The organism is Psychrobacillus sp. AK 1817, assembly GCF_008807035.1.
GTDB lineage: Bacteria > Bacillota > Bacilli > Bacillales_A > Planococcaceae > Psychrobacillus > Psychrobacillus faecigallinarum.
Map to the genome: position 1 here is coordinate 2248921 of NZ_CP031739.1, position 17004 is coordinate 2265924.

General features: G+C 37.0%; 18 protein-coding genes, 2 pseudogenes and 1 riboswitch. Of the genes and pseudogenes, 10 read left to right on the forward strand and 10 right to left on the reverse strand.

The genetic code is table 11. From position 1 onward, the window contains the following. Nucleotides 1–13: 13 nt before the first annotated feature. A pseudogene (locus D0S48_RS11085) lies at nt 14–259 on the reverse strand (isochorismatase family protein); the annotation flags it as partial. Here D0S48_RS11085 and D0S48_RS21345 point away from each other — a divergent pair. Continuing rightward, nucleotides 260–427: pseudogene (locus D0S48_RS21345) on the forward strand (LLM class flavin-dependent oxidoreductase); the annotation flags it as partial. It abuts the pseudogene before it with no gap. A 64-nt stretch (nt 428–491) separates the two neighbouring features. Here D0S48_RS21345 and D0S48_RS11095 read toward each other — a convergent pair. The 4 genes from D0S48_RS11095 to D0S48_RS11110 all read right to left on the reverse strand — a co-directional run bounded on the left by D0S48_RS11095 (nt 492) and on the right by D0S48_RS11110 (nt 5910). Next, nucleotides 492–1523, reverse strand: a complete 1032-nt coding sequence (locus D0S48_RS11095; RefSeq protein ID WP_144538381.1) for a ribonucleotide-diphosphate reductase subunit beta — start codon at nt 1521–1523, stop codon at nt 492–494. Next, entirely contained in the window at nt 1495–1950 is a 456-nt protein-coding gene (locus tag D0S48_RS11100; protein ID WP_144538380.1) for a flavodoxin, read from the reverse strand. Before D0S48_RS11100 ends, D0S48_RS11095 begins: the two co-directional genes overlap by 29 nt. Continuing rightward, a complete protein-coding gene (locus tag D0S48_RS11105; protein WP_144538379.1) occupies nt 1938–4163 on the reverse strand; it encodes a ribonucleoside-diphosphate reductase subunit alpha in 2226 nt (741 codons plus the stop codon). The genes D0S48_RS11100 and D0S48_RS11105 overlap by 13 nt, the downstream gene beginning before the upstream one ends. 157 nt (nt 4164–4320) lie before the next feature. Continuing rightward, nucleotides 4321–4500, reverse strand: a riboswitch (cobalamin riboswitch). Nucleotides 4501–4707: 207 nt separating this feature from the next. After that, nucleotides 4708–5910, reverse strand: coding sequence for a DUF418 domain-containing protein (locus tag D0S48_RS11110; protein WP_144538378.1), 1203 nt, complete (start codon nt 5908–5910; stop codon nt 4708–4710). Nucleotides 5911–6017: 107 nt separating this feature from the next. On the opposite strand from D0S48_RS11110, the gene D0S48_RS11115 reads away from it, so the two are divergent. Continuing rightward, entirely contained in the window at nt 6018–6719 is a 702-nt protein-coding gene (locus D0S48_RS11115) for a response regulator transcription factor (protein WP_151111683.1), read from the forward strand. A gap of 2 nt (nt 6720–6721) precedes the next feature. Continuing rightward, nucleotides 6722–8368, forward strand: a complete 1647-nt coding sequence (locus D0S48_RS11120) for a sensor histidine kinase (RefSeq protein ID WP_151111685.1) — start codon at nt 6722–6724, stop codon at nt 8366–8368. 37 nt (nt 8369–8405) lie between these two features. Here D0S48_RS11120 and D0S48_RS11125 read toward each other — a convergent pair whose 3' ends face one another. Genes D0S48_RS11125 through D0S48_RS11135 form a run of 3 tightly spaced genes read right to left on the reverse strand, consistent with a single transcriptional unit; the run spans nt 8406 to nt 10933 of the window. Beyond that, nucleotides 8406–9233: an undecaprenyl-diphosphate phosphatase gene (locus tag D0S48_RS11125; RefSeq protein WP_144538375.1), complete on the reverse strand. Its 828-nt coding sequence runs from the start codon at nt 9231–9233 to the stop codon at nt 8406–8408. A 9-nt stretch (nt 9234–9242) separates the two neighbouring features. After that, entirely contained in the window at nt 9243–9845 is a 603-nt protein-coding gene (locus D0S48_RS11130) for a DedA family protein (protein WP_144538374.1), read from the reverse strand. Beyond that, complete coding sequence (locus D0S48_RS11135; RefSeq protein ID WP_144538373.1) at nt 9845–10933, reverse strand: metallophosphoesterase; 1089 nt, start codon at nt 10931–10933, stop codon at nt 9845–9847. Before D0S48_RS11135 ends, D0S48_RS11130 begins: the two co-directional genes overlap by 1 nt. Before the next feature lie 161 nt (nt 10934–11094). On the opposite strand from D0S48_RS11135, the gene D0S48_RS11140 reads away from it, so the two are divergent. From D0S48_RS11140 to D0S48_RS11165, 6 genes are all read left to right on the forward strand, one after another. Then, complete coding sequence (locus D0S48_RS11140) at nt 11095–11442, forward strand: lmo0954 family membrane protein (RefSeq protein ID WP_144538372.1); 348 nt, start codon at nt 11095–11097, stop codon at nt 11440–11442. A 13-nt stretch (nt 11443–11455) separates the two neighbouring features. Further along, a complete protein-coding gene (locus D0S48_RS11145; protein ID WP_144538371.1) occupies nt 11456–12094 on the forward strand; it encodes a PspA/IM30 family protein in 639 nt (212 codons plus the stop codon). A gap of 98 nt (nt 12095–12192) precedes the next feature. Then, nucleotides 12193–12894: a cell wall-active antibiotics response protein LiaF gene (gene liaF / locus D0S48_RS11150; protein WP_144538370.1), complete on the forward strand. Its 702-nt coding sequence runs from the start codon at nt 12193–12195 to the stop codon at nt 12892–12894. Next, entirely contained in the window at nt 12891–13964 is a 1074-nt protein-coding gene (locus tag D0S48_RS11155) for a sensor histidine kinase (protein ID WP_144538369.1), read from the forward strand. The genes liaF and D0S48_RS11155 overlap by 4 nt, the downstream gene beginning before the upstream one ends. Nucleotide 13965: 1 nt before the next feature. Continuing rightward, nucleotides 13966–14607: a response regulator transcription factor gene (locus tag D0S48_RS11160; protein WP_144538368.1), complete on the forward strand. Its 642-nt coding sequence runs from the start codon at nt 13966–13968 to the stop codon at nt 14605–14607. Between the two features lie 21 nt (nt 14608–14628). After that, entirely contained in the window at nt 14629–14922 is a 294-nt protein-coding gene (locus D0S48_RS11165) for a hypothetical protein (protein ID WP_144538367.1), read from the forward strand. A gap of 52 nt (nt 14923–14974) precedes the next feature. Here the strand turns inward: D0S48_RS11165 and D0S48_RS11170 are convergent, their stop codons facing one another. Together D0S48_RS11170 and D0S48_RS11175 are read right to left on the reverse strand one after the other, a co-directional pair. Next, nucleotides 14975–15478: an AAA family ATPase gene (locus tag D0S48_RS11170; protein ID WP_144538366.1), complete on the reverse strand. Its 504-nt coding sequence runs from the start codon at nt 15476–15478 to the stop codon at nt 14975–14977. Nucleotides 15479–15481: 3 nt separating this feature from the next. After that, on the reverse strand, nt 15482–15946 hold the full coding sequence (locus tag D0S48_RS11175; protein WP_144538365.1) for a DinB family protein: 465 nt from the start codon (nt 15944–15946) through the stop codon (nt 15482–15484). A 61-nt stretch (nt 15947–16007) separates the two neighbouring features. Between D0S48_RS11175 and D0S48_RS11180 the strand changes: the two genes are divergently transcribed. Continuing rightward, nucleotides 16008–16991 carry a nuclease-related domain-containing protein gene (locus D0S48_RS11180; RefSeq protein WP_225216040.1) on the forward strand — a complete coding sequence of 328 codons (984 nt, stop codon included), beginning with the start codon at nt 16008–16010 and terminating at the stop codon, nt 16989–16991. The last annotated feature ends 13 nt before the right edge of the window (nt 16992–17004 follow it).

The window sequence follows — 17004 nt, forward strand, 5'->3', positions numbered from 1 at the left end:
AAAGGAAGTTCTTTTATTTTAAAAATGCCTGTGTTGTTTTCACAGTTGCATAGATGCCATTTAATGCGGCCATAAATGCGTAATGAACATGATTAGCGGGAATAATTTTATCTTCAATTTGTAATGACGTAGTTGCACAAGCATCTTCAATCACTTGACATGTATATCCATGTTCAACTGCTGCACGTACTGTTGCATCAATACACATATGTGACATCATACCACATACAATTAATTCTTTAACTCCTTGCTCTTGAAGATGGGGGATGCAGAAACAATTTGTCGGGATATAATTGAATTTCAACAGACGTATCAAGTAGATGAGATCATTGTGATATCTAATATATACGAAACGAAAAAAGAAATTCATTCTTATGAGATTTTAAAAAAAGTTGTGGATGAGCTATTTGATTTAAAAATTAACTAAAAAGGAGGATGTTCATGACGTAGGTCACGAACATCCTCTCTAAATATAGACATTTGCGCTTTTCTTACAAGTCGTCAAAGCCATTATCGATGGCATTAACTTTTACATACTGGCGTGACTTTTGCTCGAAGAAGTCTGTTTTCGTGCCATCTATATTATCCGCATAGGCACGGATCCATTTCATAGGATTCTCTACATACTCTGGGTAGATTTCATGAAGACCGATAAGACGCAGCATCTTATTAGCGCGGTACTTAATATATCCATGCATATCATCTAAATCAATTCCCTCAATGTCCTTGAGTACATAGTTTGACCACTCTATTTCGAGCTCCACTGATTCTTTGTATTGATCGTACACCCAGTTCATCATGTCATCATTATTTAGCTCAGGATTTTCCGCCAGTACAGCACGGAATAACTCTGAGATAAATCGTCCATGCTCTAGTTCGTCTCTATTAATATAGCTAATCATTGTAGAGGTACCTACCATTTTGTTGTAGCGTGCAAGGTTATAAAAATAGGCAAATCCCGAGTAGAAAAATAAACCCTCTAGTAACGTTGTGTAAGTTAATGTTTTTAAAATATTTTCTGTCGATGGATTCTCCACAAATTCATTATAGTATTTCATAATATTTTGGTTGCGCTTTAATAATATCTCATCCGTTCTTCCAAATTCGAAGGATTTGTTTTGTTCATTAAGCGAAACAACTGAGGACAGCACATAAGAATAACTTTCATTATGTACAGCTTCCTGCTGCGCGATTACTGCCATAATAGATTGTACGGATGAATCTGTAGCGTAAAGTGACAGCAACAGAGCTGTACGAGTCTGGGGCGCATCTAATGTAGCAAGTAGACCAATTATTTTCAAATAGGCCTCCTGCTCCGATTTTGTTAAGCTATCAAATTGCTTAATATCATTCGACATATTAATCTCATCTGCTTGCCAATAGTTCCCTAGTAAGCGTTTATAGATTTTATGCCAATGCGGATAAGCTATATCATTCCAGTTTAAAATTCCACTCGATTTCCCATTAAATATCCCTGTGGATTTGTTTGGGTTTCTAGGTTCTAATGTTTTTGCCTTTAACATTTTCCAAAACTCCCTCTAGCCATTTTATAACTATTTTTTCTTGACTTCCTCTTGGTGATTGTTCTATTTTTAAACCTTCATATTCACAAGCATAAAACTCGGTTAGTTTGTTTACAGCATTGCAAAATAAGTCGTCGCCACCGAATTGTGTGTCTCCTGAACCAAAAATATAGACATTTTTCGGTTTATAGCCCACTGCTCGAACAAATTCCTTCACTTCATCCGGAATACCACCCTCGTCCCAAGTGAAGGTTCCTAGAAATAGGAAGTCATATGCAGATAGCTGTGGCACTATCCCATCACCTATTTCATACATGTCCACCATATAACCTTGTTCCTCTAAATTCACTTTTAATAGTTCAGCTATCTCTTCAGTATTCCCGCTATAGCTCAAATAACAAATGATGGTTTTCATTAGCTCGAACAAGACTCACATTCTACCAGTTCTATTGAAGTGGAACGTACATAATAAGTTGTTTTTAGACCACTATTCCAGGCATCTAAGTGTAGCGCTAACAATTCCTTAGCCTTAATAGTATTTTGAACATATAGATTTAGCGAAACACCTTGGTCGATATGTCTTTGACGGGCAGCATTTTGTTTTAACGTCCAATGCTGGTCGATAAAGTAAGCTGATTTGTAATACCATGTCGTCTCTGAATTTAAATCTGGGACTGTCACTGGAATTTTATAATCTTTCTTTTCCTCTGAATAGGTCTTTTGGAAAATCGGATCAATACTTGCCGTACTTCCCGCTAAAATGGAGGTAGATGAGTTTGGTGCAACCGCCATCAAATATCCATTTCGGATACCATTTTCAGCTACTTGCTCACGCAGACTTACCCATTCCTCTCCGTCATATTGACGGTTTTCAAAATAAGCCCCTGTTTGCCAATCAGAACCTTCGAATAAAGGGTAGGCCCCTTTTTCCTTCGCAAGATTTAAGGAAGCTTGAATCGTCAAATAGGCAATTCTTTCATATAAATTATCAGCAAGCTCTACTGCTTCCTCTGATTCCCAACGAATTTGCTTAAGGGCAAGTAAATGATGCCAACCAAACGTTCCAAGTCCAATTCCACGATACCTTGCGTTTGTGCGCTCTGCCTGTGGCACTGGAATCATGTTCATATCTATAACATTGTCTAACATTCTTACCTGGATGTTTATCAATCGTTCTAGTACATCCTCTGGTACTGCTTTACCTAAATTAATAGAAGAAAGGTTACAAACTACGAAATCACCAGGTTTTCTACGAGTTACAATCACATCGTCCTCTAGCTGGATGGATTCAAATTCAGTGGCACTTTGGTTTTGAAAAATTTCCGTACAAAGATTACTACTATAAATCATTCCAACATGCTTGTTTGGATTACGGCGATTCACTTCATCTCTATAAAACATAAATGGGACACCCGTTTCTAACTGGGATCGCATAATTCGCTTCATCAAATCTATTGCTGGAACTGTTTCTCGTGAAAGGCGATGATCCATTACACATTCTTCATACTTTTCTCTGAAAGAACCATCTCCACGTTTTTCATCATAAAAGTCTTCTAATGAGTAACCTTTGAGCTGACGAACCTCGTGAGGGTCAAACAAATGCCATTCTCCTCTTGCATCAACCTTTTCCATGAACAAATCTGGCAAGCATACACCAGTAAAAATATCATGTGCTCGAAGTCGTTCATCGCCATTATTTAGTCTTAAATCTAAAAATGTAAATATATCTTTATGCCACACATCCAAGTAAACAGCTACTGCACCTTGACGTTGGCCTAGCTGATCTACGCTGACAGCTGTATTGTTTAGTTGCTTTATCCATGGAAGAACCCCACTAGACGCTCCCACAAAACCTCTTATAGAAGAGCCACGGCTACGGACCTTGCCCATATAAACGCCTATTCCTCCTCCAAATTTAGAAAGTGTGGCTATGTCTGTGTTGCTATCATAAATTCCTTGTAGACTGTCATCAACCGTGTCGATAAAACAGCTAGAAAGCTGCCCGTGTGGCTTTCCTGCATTAGAAAGAGTCGGAGTAGCAACCGTCATATATAAATTGCTCATCGCCCAATAGGCTTCTTTAATTTTTTCTATGCGGTTTTCTTTTTCGTCCTTCATTAGCGTCATTGCAATAATCATCCAGCGTTCTTGTGGCAATTCTACAATAGTCTTATCAAAATCCTTCGCTACATAACGATCTAAAAGCGTTTTTAAAGCTATATATGTGAAGAGGAAGTCTCTTTCAGTAACGAGGATTTCTGCTAATTGCTCTAATTCCTCTGTAGAATAGGTTTCTATGATACGAGAATCATAAATTCCCTTAGCCGATAGCTTTTGAACGTTATCTGCAAACTTTGTATAGACTGCATCTGCCGTTGTATTTCTTCGTTCCGCTTGTTGCGAATATACTTCTGCTAAATAGATTCGAGCCGCCACAAATGTCCAATAAGGTTCATGTTCATCAAGAAAGCTCAGCGACTCTAAGGACATGGCTTTAGACCAGCTGGCAATATTGCCCTCTGGGTGTTTTTGTAGCCACTTGTCATGTGACCTCCTTAATGGTGCTATCTTTTCTTCCCCAAACTCCTGTGTTAATTGGTATAGTACCTGTTGTTTTTCTGTGTTTGAAATAGTGGTCATTTAGAATTCCTCCCTGTCTTTACATAACAAAAAAGCGATGGCTCTAGCCTCTTCGGCTGAGTCATCGCTCACGATTTTAAAGTAGGAAACAACAAGACGTATCGTTCGTTCAAAGATAGAGTCTCTCGCCCCCACCTCTCAACCCCCGAAGAAAGTGTTGCTTCACCGATAAACAGGCAGGTCTACTGGCTCGTGTTTCTTCCTTCTGCTGGCCTTCCCACGAAAAATCGCAGTGGCATATTCAACAGTCGTCCACACTTACAGTTGCGGGGACAGCTTCGGTATTTCACCGAATTCCCTTTTAAACCATAACGGTACCTTTTCATCGTATAAATACTATATATTGTGTTTTGATTACTTATATACCCTAACATATTGTGTTTAAACTTGTACATAGGTAAAAAGACTAGACGTTTGATACACAGCTTTATTTCTGTACATTAAACTAATTTCATATCCCTTTAATCGCTCTTTCTAATCTCTATTCTATATAAATTTTATAAGCTTTCGTAGCCGTATTATGAAAACTTACTTTCGTATTTATTCATACAGGCTTACCTTGCAGCTTTACCTTCTTTTTCTTAGCTTTCATATGACCGCTCCAGGAGAGGTTTGTACCCATTCGAAGAATCATTTCCAAGGGACCTCGTTTGAATACCTTCAAGTAGTAGTAGCTACCTATACATTGTAGAACAAAAATTACAAAGCCCAGCAAGACACTATTTAGCATGCCCAAAGAGCCAAATTGTCCTAAACCGTATCCGTAATAGATAAAAGTACAAATAACACTTTGCATAATGTAATTTGTTAAAGAAAGTTTCCCAACACTTTCAAAACCAATGAAAACCTTGTTACCTGAGAACTTTATAAATAGGATAGCAAATATACCAATATAGGATATACACAGTAATTGTGTACCCATTTGTAATAGAACTGCTGTCCAATTTGTTTCTTCTCCAATAATAGCGATAGATTTTAAAAGTAAACTAATTGGCAAAAGAGCCATACTTAATATATACCATTTTTGTTCTCGTTCCATGTGTAGAAATAAGCCACCCTTTGCAGCTGCCATACCAAACAAAAACATCGGTGACGTCAACAATGGTCCAAACAAAAGCATAAACAAGCTAAAAAATACTTTTTCCCCTTCACTTTCAAAATACAGTGGATCCTCTGTATTTCTGTGTTGCTTAATTTCCTCATAAGAGCCATTTTGATAGACTTCATTTGTAGTTTCTATGTATAATGATTGCTTTTCCAACTCTTCCTTACTTTTTTCTTCCATTCCATAACTAAGAGCACCAGTCAATACAAACAAAACAGTTCCCCATATAATTAAAGTTTTCTTTTTTCTATTTAAAAAAAGTAATAGGAATAATCCCATTAACCCGTAAAAGGCTAGAATATCCCCTTCCCATAAATAGGTTGAATGAAGTAAACCTAGAATAAAAAGAAATATAAAACGTCTCCATAAATGCCTTTTTACTTTTCCGTTCTTTATTTTAATTGATTCTGCTAGTTTTATTAATGAAAAACCAAACAAAAAAGTGAATATCGGCATAAAACTACCTTCTACTGCTATTTTAAGAATAGCATAAATAGTCTTGTCTGTGGCAGAAGCCGTAAAGTACTCTAATTCTTCCTTTCCCCATATACCGTAATGGAAAATTAACAAATTCGCTAATAATATACCAAACAAACTGATTCCTCTTAAAGCATCTATAAAACGCACTCTTTCTTCTTTCATCATGAAACCTCCTAAAAATATCTCTTAGTTAGTATAAAATGGTAAGCTTATAATAAATTGAAACTAACCTTACAGAAACCTTAAATATTTCTAGGAGTGATTTACTAATGGAAGAAACTAATATTTTGATAGTTGAAGACGAGCTTGCTATCGCTGAGATGGTAGAAATTATTTTAAGAAAAGAAAATTTTCGACATATTGATATTTGTGAAACTTACCCGAAGGCAAGTAATTATATTTCCAATATGCATTATGATTTATATATTCTCGATATAATGCTTCCGGATGGAGTGGGACTTGATTTAGCTAAACAAATTCGTTTTAAATCCGATGCTCCTATATTTTTTCTAACAGCAAAAGAAAGTGATGCTGACAAAATAAGAGGATTTATGAATGGAGCTGACGATTACATAACAAAACCTTTTAATCCACTGGAATTAGCTGCTCGAGTGAAAGCACACATGAAACGCTATACTTCTTCCTTTAAAGCTTCCGATGAAAAAGTATATAAATTTGGCCATTTTTTGTTAGATAAAAGAAGCGCAGAACTTACTGTGAACGGAGAAAAAAGCATTGTTACGGGCAAACTATTTCATTTACTACTCCTATTTTGTGAAAACGCCGGACAGATTTTATCTAAGGAGCAAATTTTTCTTTCTATCTGGGGAGAAGACAGTTATATAGATGACAACACAATCATGGTACATATACGGAGACTCCGAGAGAAGATTGAACAAAACCCTAGTAATCCTAAACAGCTGATTACAATTAGAGGGATTGGCTATAAGCTCCTAAACGAGGAGAAATAGTAATGAGACTTTCAAGTAAAATATCTCTAAGATTTTTAGTTTATTTTGTTGTATTTTATGCTGTATTATTTTTAGTCACATTTGGAATGTTTGCTTATATCATTTTCGATTTGCTTTCAAAGGAAGCTATCTCAGATATTCGTGCATTGGAAGCCTTTGAAATAGAAAGTGACATTGCAAAACAACCGGATGGCAGCTATGTATTTTCGGAGGACTTTATTAAATTGGCTAAGCAAAACTCCGGCCATTTATATCTTGTAGACCAAGCAGGCGAAGTACTTGCAACTACTGAACAAGAAATACTATCTATTGAATGGGTTGCCATACAGAAACAAGATCACGCTGTTTGGGAGTTAACAGACCAGCTGTTCTTACTTTTCATAGAAAACCAACCTGTAGATTTGTTGCTCGGTAAACTTTACATTAATAATAAAATTCAAATGAACGATGAGCTGGAAAAGGAGTTTTCATCTGTAGATGCAGCCGTTGAAATATATAACCAAGATGGGATAAGAGAAGAAATCCTTTATGGAGATGTATATAAAGCATTAAGTAGCATGGAGATAGTTACAAATAGTCAGGATTACTTTGAAAGAAAAGAAATTACTGCCTTTCAAACGATGGAAAACGGAAAAGTCCTAGTAGTACGAATGCCAAATACTAATTATCATCCCTTTGAACCAGCATTAATAGATACTATGAAAAAGCTAGTGTTCTCCATTTTAGCGTTCCATCTCTTCCTGTTTATCTTTACTATTCTTTTTTCCATTTGGATTGGATATCGATTTGGTCGTCCCTTACTATATTTCTTACATAGAATTGAAAAATTAAGCGTAAAGGACTACGATCCTCCAAATGACAAAAGATTACGTTCCCCAAAATCCGGTAGATTTAAACGAAAATACCGTATATACGAGGAAGTGGACAAGTCACTAGCTAGGTTAGCAAATACATTAAAAAGTAACGAAGAGAAAATAATAAAAACGGAAAAACTAAGAGAGGATTGGATCACTGGTCTCTCTCACGACTTAAAAACCCCTCTTAGTTCTATTTATGGATATTCTATAATGCTATCATCTAATGAGTACACATGGACCCCCATAGAGGTACAACGTTTCGCTAAAACAATGCAGGAAAAATCTATTTATATGAATGCGTTAATCGAGGATTTGACATATACTTACCAGTTGAAAAACGATGCGATTCAACTTAACAAAGAAAAGTTGAATCTCTTTGATTTTTTAAGGTCCTATGTTTACGCCTGTGATTGGAATGACATTCAAGAACCTATAGGAAACAAGGATATTACCGTCTATTTAGATGCAAAGCTATTTGAACGGGTTCTCGACAATCTTGTAGGAAATGCAGTAAAACATACTCCGAAGGGCACCAAGGTACACTTAGAAATTTATGAAAAAGATAGCTCAGCCTGTCTGGTCATCCGAGATGAGGGACCTGGTATTCCAAAGGTAGCTTTAGACAACTTGTTTAACCGTTATTATAGAGGTACAAATACTACCTCTGAAATTTCGGGCACTGGGCTTGGTTTAGCAATCTCCAAGCAACTAATAGAAGCACATAACGGAACGATACTAGTAGAATCCTCAAAAATAGGAACACTAGTGACCGTCACTTTTCCAAAAGAATAAAAAAAGCATTGGGAGCTCCCAATGCTTTTTGTTTTTCTTATAAAAATATAATAACTGCAAGTACTGCAGCTAATACAATACGGTAAATTGCGAACGGCGTTAGCTTGACTTTATCGATCAGTTTCAAGAAGAAGCGAATTGAAATTAATGCAAAAACAAATGCGCTGACAAAGCCCACTGCATAGAAGCCAATGTGATCCATCTCTACATATTCCCAGTTTTTCAAAAGAGAAAGGAAGCTTGCCCCTGCCATAATCGGCACAGCCATGATGAAAGTAAAATCTGCTGCCGTTTTATGGTTCATCCCTAGTAATACCCCACCAGAAATAGTTGATCCAGAACGAGAAAACCCTGGCCATAATGATAGACATTGTATAAGCCCTACAAGAATCGCCTGCTTATATGTAATCTTGTCTAGTGTATTCGTTTTCGGATGCTTAGGTCCTAATTTATCTGCTATAATCATTAAAATAGCACCAAGCACTAAACCTATTAAAACCGTCTTTGTTGTAAATAAATGCTCATCGATATAATCCTCAAATAATACACCAAGTACACCAGCCGGAATAAGACCAACAATTACATGAGTCAGTTTTAACTGTTCACCTTTAGGCGCATCCTTTATTTGATATAAGCCTATTAAACTTAGTAGCCTTTTCCAAAAAACAACAACTACAGCGAGAATCGACCCAAGTTGAATAACAATTTTAAATGTATTTGCTGAATATTCCCCTAAAAAATCTTTTGTTTGCAGCCACATATCATCCACAATAATCATATGACCCGTAGATGATACTGGGGCAAATTCTGTCATACCTTCTACAAAACCTAATATTAGTGCTTTAAATAATTCTAGAATTTCCATAAGATCTCCTTAGTCACGTTTTTTAAAATACCATACTAAAAATGCAATACCTACAATTGCTAAAATAATATAAACTACGTTCGAATAGATATCCATATACCCTACGATATCTTCCCAATTTTCACCAACTGCTGATCCTACTGAAACTAAAATAGTATTCCAAATAAGAGTACCTAAAGTAGTAAATAGAAGGAACAGCCAAAACTTCATGTTTGACATCCCTGCTGGAATAGAAATCAGGCTTCTTACTAATGGAATTAGTCGTCCGAAAAATACTGCCCATACGCCGTATTTATCAAACCAGGCATCTGCCTTATGAATATCTTTTACAGTCAATCTCAAGAATTTACCGTATTTCTTTACAATCTTCTCTAAACGCTCTACATCTAATAACAAACCAATCCCATATAGAATGGCTGCCCCTATCACTGACCCTGCTGTAGCTGCCAAAATAACACCTAGCTTGGTCATGGAAGTAGATGTCGTCATAAATCCTCCGAGCGTTAAAATGACCTCAGAAGGGATTGGCGGAAAAACATTTTCTAATAAAATCAATAAAAATACGCCAAAATATCCAAACTGGTTCATCCATTCTGTGATCCAGGCTTCCATTAAACTTCCACATCCTCTAACTTAATCTCAATCGACCAAAGCTCTGATCGACTACCTAGTCGAATTGGTGGTCCCCAAAATCCAAAACCAGAAGATACAATCGCGTGCATACTCCCTTTTTTCCTATACCCATAATCCAGCTCAAAAATTCTTTGTGTAAACAAATGATTCGGCCACATTTGTCCACGATGCGTATGGCCAGAAACATGAAAGTCTACCTTTTCTTTCTCTGGTATAAGTAAATTGGAAGGTGTGTGATCCATCACAAACCAAGGTAAATTCTTTTCTTTTGGAGCCAATTCAGATAACTCTTTTCGATTTCTATTTGTTAAATCCTCACGTCCTGTCAAATAGAACGTATCTGCCACTAAGATTGTTTCATCTAATAGCATTTGCACACTAGATGCTTCCATTTCTTCTATTAAGAGTGGAATTTTCTTTCCGTAGTATTCGTGATTTCCCAAGACTCCATAATTACCATACGTTGATCGTAGCTGCTTCATCACCTCGGACATGCCTTTTTTTACAAACCAAATCGGGTCATCGTCCACTAAATCTCCAACCAATAATACAAGATCAGGATTTTGTTCATTTGATTTTTTTACAAATCGCATTAAATGCGCTTTATTGGACAATAAGCCAAGATGGAAATCAGATGCAACGACAACTTTTAGACTATCCACTGATGCATCCTTTTTTGGCATGGTAATTTTAAGCTCGCGAACTACTGGCGAAAAAGCGTTATATGTTCCTAGTAGCATTATTAACACAAAAAATAATAAAACAATCCCACCTATCAGCTTTAACTGCCCTGGAAAAACCCATGCAAATATAGTTGCAACAGGAAAAAGGAGAATCCCATATTGCATGACGATAAGCCAATAAGAACCTATTATACTAAAAGTTCTAAGTCTGTGGTCAAGCCTTGCGATAATAATCGCAAAAGCAAATAAGAACCAGATAACTAAAAACAGCCAAGAATTGATGGTAAAGAAAGCTTCTAACCATGTTGAAACGCTCCAACCAAAGTAAAAAACAATAGACGAATATATAATGATAGCTAATATAATAGAGCCAATTTTTTTCATTGTGAAATTCTCCATTTTTGTCTTTTCCCATTAGTATAGCAGATTTGAATAATTTACTCTTTCTCAGCCTCTAGACCGAGAAGAAAATCATGTTTAAGACCGTTTGGCTAAACACAAGGAATTGGTAAGCTATATATACAGACGAGAGGAGGAACAAACATATGAAAAAATTTGGTTTAGTTACACTTGGAATAATCGCAGGAATTGTCGCTTTGGTGAATCTTGGTCCGTTGTTAGGATTAGGGATATCCGCGCTATTCGTCTTTGCAGGTGTACATTTTTATCTAAAGAGCGACTCTAGCTTATTGAAAATCTTTTGGGCAATTGTTGGAATTATCGGGTTATTAACAGCTATTTCTAACATACCTGGATTTGTTGGTATCTTATCTATTGTCGCACTTTATTTCATCTGGAAGAAGTGGAAAAAGGACGACATCTCCCTTTCGATACCCAAAACTGATGACCCATTCGTAAACTTCGAAAAACAGTGGAACGAACTTAACAAATAAGGAGGAAACTATCATGACATCATTACTACAACGATTAAAGTATTCAGTCGAAGCAGATCTACACCGATTATTTGATAAAAAAGAGGAAAAAAACCCAATTGCTATGCTTAACCAATACATTCGTGAAGCGGAAAAGCAAACTGAACAAACAGGTAAATGGTTAGAGCGCCAAGGCAAACTAAAATTAGAGCTTGAAAAAGAATTAACAGAAACATTACAAATGGCAGAGAAACGTCAAAAACAAGTGGAGCTAGCTACCGCTACAGGCGAAGAGGATCTAATCTCCTTTGCTCAAGCTGAGGTAAATGCTTATAACGAGCGTGCTAAAACTTTACAAAACAGCATTCGTCAAACAATGGAGGAGCTCTTTGGATTAGAACGTAAGTATGAAGAGATGAAACACAAGGTGAAAGATATGAAGGTCCGACAATTACAGCTGATGGGGAAAGAAAATGTAACTCGCGCCCACCACCAAATGGATCAATTATTAAAGCCTGAAGAAACACAGAAAAACTTTGGTACTTTCCAAGACATGGAGCAATACATTGAACGTCTAGGACAGAAGATCGAAAAAGAGCATGAAATCACTTCAATGGAACAACGTTTAGAACAATTAGAAAAAAACGAACAACCAAAGGCTGAAATTGTGTAAAATATAGAAAAGGTTGTCCATTTTTTAGGACTAATGAGGAGAAGGCAAGCGCCTTCTCCTTCTCATGCATTACTATGCGAAGAAGGGAGAATACAAGCATGAAAGAAAACCAAACAAACAAGCTAGCTTTTTTTCTTATTTGTTTTGTTTTTCTCATTTTTATAGAAGCTACTATATTTGGGAATGGCAATATTATATTAGTCCTTCTTGGCATAGGAATGATGTACTTTAGCTTGCGAAAGCAGTCTAAGTATATTTTCTGGCTAGGTTTTATTTTTCTTATTTTGGCTGTCTTTTCGATGTGGAGTCTACGATTATTTTTAGTAGCCATCATTGTTTATTCCCTTTATAAGCTTTGGAAAAATGAACCCATCAGCCAGGTGATTAAACCATTTGGAACGGTATATGAAGAAACACCGAATAGTATTATTCAAAATAAGCTATTCACATCACAGTCTACTCCATTTCAAGCCTATGAATGGCAAGATGTACATGTGCAAAGCTTTTACGGTGACTACTTGATCGACGTGACGGAAACGGTGCTCCCAAAAGGTACCTCCCTTATTTCTATTCGTCAGTCTTTAGGTAAGGTCACTATTTATGTACCATATGAGATCCCAGTCCGCATACATTATACTACCGTTATCGGCGAAGCCCATATTCTTTCTCGTGGTGCTCGTCGTTTGTGGAACCAAACCGTTCTTGTAAAGGATGGGTATTCGGAAGATGTTGCTCACTCTGCTGAGCTAGTGATTACTGTTTCTACTTGGATTGGAGATATCGAGGTGATCCGGAAATGAGAATATTTTTGGGGCAAGGAATCTCCATCTTTACCTACTTAGTTATTATTATCGCTTTGCTTTTGTATGTTATTTGGGGATGGCCTAATGAAGAGGCATGGTTGTCGTTATTAGAGACGACCTATGCCCAAATCCCTTTTGGTGTGTGGATTGTATTTGTTCTAGCCTTCATAAGCTTTGGTTTTTCATTGAACACACTCCAAAAGGTACGAAGCCAAGAAAAGAAAATAGAAACGAGCCTACGACCTTTACTTGCAGAAACCTTTGAACCGAGCAAGAAGAAATATACTCAAACAAAGCGAATGCAGGCGACTGTTACCCAACTGGAACAGCTAATATTAACTCAGCGAAAAACATTGCAACGTATTACCAACGAAAAGGCAGAAACCCAGGACAGAATTATTCAGGAAAGACTAGTCCAAGAAAGACAAAGACTGGCTAGAGAGCTTCATGACTCTGTATCTCAGCAGCTCTTTGCAGCCTCCATGCTCCTCTCTACTATGGTTGAAATAGAGGAAGCTAAAAATGGAGAAGTGCCAAAGACATTAATGCAAACGGAAAAAATTGTGCAACAGGCCCAATTAGAAATGCGTGCTTTACTTCTTCATTTACGTCCTGCCGCTCTACACAATAAAACCCTGAAGGAAGGCTTAGAAGAGTTACTTCAGGAGCTTCAGGAGAAAGTGTTTTTTACTATTCGATACAGATTAGAAGAGGTTTCCTTATCTAAAGGCGCTGAGGATCATTTATTCCGTATTGCACAGGAAACTCTATCAAATACGTTAAGACATGCTAAAGCAACTGAAGTAGACATTCTATTCGTTGAAAGAGACAATCTTGCCATTTTCCGTGTACAGGATAACGGGGTTGGCTTTGAAGTAGGAGAAGGTAAAAATGGCTCTTACGGAATTCAAAGTGTCAGAGAACGTGCTGTTGAAATTGGAGCTACTTGTAAGGTAGTATCTGTTCCTTCTCAAGGGACAATTGTAGAAGTTAAACTGCCGATTGAAAAGCCAGTAGCCCAACCGATAAATTTAGAAAAAATTACAACCGCAGAGAGGAGTGAATAGAATGATACGCATTTTGTTAGCTGACGATCATGAAATGGTACGAATTGGGGTTTCGGCATACTTACAGGCACAGCCAGATATGGAGGTCGTTGCGGAGGCCGTGAATGGTCAAGAGGCCGTTGACTTGGCTCTTGAGCACAGACCTGACATCATCCTTATGGACATGGTCATGCCTATTTTAAACGGTGCAGAGGCAACTCGGGAAATTATACAAAAATGGCCCACAGCAAAGGTAATGGTTGTCACTAGTTTTATAGACGATGACAAGGTATACCCCGCACTAGAGGCAGGAGCAATCAGCTATTTATTGAAAACATCTAAAGCTTCTCATATAGCTGATTCTATTCGTAAAACTTTAAGTGGGAATGCCGTATTAGAGCCAGAGGTAACCAATAAAATGATGATGCGAATGCGCCAAGGCTCCGGGCATGCACTACATGAAGATTTAACCGATCGAGAAAGAGAGGTACTTCTTCTCATGGCTGAAGGTAAAACTAATCAGGAAATAGCGGACACTTTATACATTGCTTTAAAAACTGCAAAAACACACGTAAGCAACATATTATCTAAGCTGGAGGTCAATGATCGAACTCAAGCTGTCATTTATGCGTATGAGCATAAGTTAGTCTCTACAAAAAAATAACCAATCCTCTCGAGCTGTCATATGCTATTAAAAAGACAGCCAAAGGATGATAGACAACATATGAATCCCAAAAACAACGACAAATCCAGTGAGCAACCAAACTTAGGCGCAACTTTGGACTTCTTGGGCTCTGTCGTCGTGACATTAGGTTTTCTTATTGGCACGATTGGAGAAGGAATTACCCTCCAAGAAAACTTAGAAGAAGAGCAATCCGAAAAAAAATCTAAGAGCAATCAAAAACTTCAGCTTTCTCAAATAGAAAAAAAATTAGACTACGTCATTAACGAACTTGAAGCATTAAAAAGAAAGAGATGACCCTATACATAAGAGGGTCATCTTTTTGTCTGTTTTAGCAGTGTCAGTAAAACTATATATTTTTTTGAACTACTGATAAATCATTTTTTGTTAGTAGTACCACTTTCATCTCATACTTACTAAACTTCTTTAAAAATTCTGGTTTCATCTGTTTTTCAAAGTAGCTTGTCCATTGAAACATTTTTAGAAAAATAGAAAAGGTCGGTTGGTAGTTAGCCTCTTCCAATCTAAGCACTTGACGGGCATACCTCTTTGTAATTCGGAAATACCTAATAGACACAGGAATATCTAAAAAAATAATGTAATCGGAAGCTTCTAATCCTGGATCCGTCCAATCTATATGTACACCCTCGATTATCCATTGGTCGAGGTTAACTGCTTCTTTTAGCAGCTCATCCCTTTTTTCCACAGAATTCCTAATATCCCCTTGCCCTTGATGATTTCTAGTCCAAACAAAGTTATCTGTTTCAAAATGCGGAATTCTATAATGTTGTGCCAACTGGCGAGCAAGTGTTGTTTTCCCACTTCCTACAGAGCCTACAATATATATTTTCATATTTTACACCGCATTTGCTTGATTGATAGAATGAATGACTCCGGCATGAACCCCCTCATGCCAAACAATGAATTGGACAATTGCTTCTACTGTTTCCATGCTATGTAGATTTCCTATTTCTAACGTTTCAATTAAGTAATCCTGAAGATTAGGTGCTAAAAGGGCCAGTATACGGTCTAGCTGGTCTTTTAAACTAACTATTAGTTCTTCCTTTGAAGGTGGGACCTCCTGCCATTCATCCGGATCTGTCCCTGGAGCAAAAAATTGTATCCATTCGGGATGAACAATACTGTAGGTTGGAATTGCTTTTTGAACCAATATTTCCATTTGTACATAGATGTGGCCTACGTTCCATCGAACGGTGTTGGAGAATCCTTTAGGCTTTATATCCCACATATCTTCCTTGCACTGTTTGATCCTTCCTAGTGTATAGATTCTCGCAAAGTTAAGTTGGTATAAAGATTCCATGACTTCCCACCTCTTTTTAATTTGAGTATATCATTTATGGGAAAATTCTGTCTCCTACTACTTGTTTTATATTTTACTAGGTGGTATCTTTTACAAGAAAGGAGAGATTAATATAGACCAACCACGAAGTATTCCTAAAACAATCGAAGTTTACAAGCGTTCCATTCATCGTCTTTCTATTCAACATCCACTAATACCGCACATAGAAAATCGGATTTACAGTCTTAAAGCTGGTTATGCTGGTGAGACTTACGTTGATAATTTTTTAAAACAGAGCCCCTTTTCTAAGCATTACTCAATTTTAAAAGACCTCCACTTTTCTATTTCTGATTCCATCTATCTTCAAATAGACACCATGATTCTTACCCCAAAGTATTTAGCAATCCTTGAAGTCAAAAATATTCGCGGGAAAATCTCCTTCCAAAGAAATCCCGAACAACTTATACGAGAAATCGACGACCAAATCACTGCATTTAAATGTCCCGAGCAACAAGTAATACGCAATACCCAAAAGCTAGCTTTACTACTACATCCCCTAAAAATTCAAATTCCAATTAAATCTTTTATTGTATTTGCATCTACCAAAACTATAGTGGCACAACCTCCTAAACAAGTGAAAGCAGTTATGGGCTGCGATATTGCCACCCACATCGATTCACTCAATGCACTCCCTGATGTCTTATCCATTACTAAATTTCAACAACTAATAAAATATCTAATGACAAATTCGACAGAGTTTATTCCGAAGCCTCTATCTCATAGCTATCCGTTGGAACTTACAGATATAAAACGAGGAACGCTATGTTCACAATGCTTTCAATTTGTAGAAGGTAATTGCCCTACTTGTGGAACAATAAAAAAAATAATGCAGCATCAAGCATTAGAGGACTGGTTTTATTTGTATAAAGAATCTATCTCTAACAAAGAGTGTGTGGACTTCCTGAATCTTAAAGATAAGCATATGGCGTCATACTTAATGAAGACCTCTAGATTATATCCGGTAAACAACACGAGAAGCAGATATTATGTAATCCAAAAAAGATAAATGCCACTGTCTC

Excerpts from the sequence above, each read along its gene's own strand:
- D0S48_RS11155 (WP_144538369.1), top strand. The coding sequence starts at position 12,891 with ATGAGAATATTTTTGGGGCAAGGAATCTCCATCTTTACCTACTTAGTT.
- D0S48_RS11110 (WP_144538378.1), bottom strand. The coding sequence starts at position 5,910 with ATGAAAGAAGAAAGAGTGCGTTTTATAGATGCTTTAAGAGGAATCAGT.
- D0S48_RS11170 (WP_144538366.1), bottom strand. The coding sequence starts at position 15,478 with ATGAAAATATATATTGTAGGCTCTGTAGGAAGTGGGAAAACAACACTT.
- D0S48_RS11135 (WP_144538373.1), bottom strand. The coding sequence starts at position 10,933 with ATGAAAAAAATTGGCTCTATTATATTAGCTATCATTATATATTCGTCT.
- D0S48_RS11160 (WP_144538368.1), top strand. The coding sequence starts at position 13,966 with ATGATACGCATTTTGTTAGCTGACGATCATGAAATGGTACGAATTGGG.
- liaF (WP_144538370.1), top strand. The coding sequence starts at position 12,193 with ATGAAAGAAAACCAAACAAACAAGCTAGCTTTTTTTCTTATTTGTTTT.
- D0S48_RS11175 (WP_144538365.1), bottom strand. The coding sequence starts at position 15,946 with ATGGAATCTTTATACCAACTTAACTTTGCGAGAATCTATACACTAGGA.
- D0S48_RS11115 (WP_151111683.1), top strand. The coding sequence starts at position 6,018 with ATGGAAGAAACTAATATTTTGATAGTTGAAGACGAGCTTGCTATCGCT.
- D0S48_RS11105 (WP_144538379.1), bottom strand. The coding sequence starts at position 4,163 with ATGACCACTATTTCAAACACAGAAAAACAACAGGTACTATACCAATTA.
- D0S48_RS11130 (WP_144538374.1), bottom strand. The coding sequence starts at position 9,845 with ATGGAAGCCTGGATCACAGAATGGATGAACCAGTTTGGATATTTTGGC.
- D0S48_RS11165 (WP_144538367.1), top strand. The coding sequence starts at position 14,629 with ATGCTATTAAAAAGACAGCCAAAGGATGATAGACAACATATGAATCCC.
- D0S48_RS11145 (WP_144538371.1), top strand. The coding sequence starts at position 11,456 with ATGACATCATTACTACAACGATTAAAGTATTCAGTCGAAGCAGATCTA.
- D0S48_RS11095 (WP_144538381.1), bottom strand. The coding sequence starts at position 1,523 with ATGTTAAAGGCAAAAACATTAGAACCTAGAAACCCAAACAAATCCACA.
- D0S48_RS11125 (WP_144538375.1), bottom strand. The coding sequence starts at position 9,233 with ATGGAAATTCTAGAATTATTTAAAGCACTAATATTAGGTTTTGTAGAA.
- D0S48_RS11140 (WP_144538372.1), top strand. The coding sequence starts at position 11,095 with ATGAAAAAATTTGGTTTAGTTACACTTGGAATAATCGCAGGAATTGTC.
- D0S48_RS11120 (WP_151111685.1), top strand. The coding sequence starts at position 6,722 with ATGAGACTTTCAAGTAAAATATCTCTAAGATTTTTAGTTTATTTTGTT.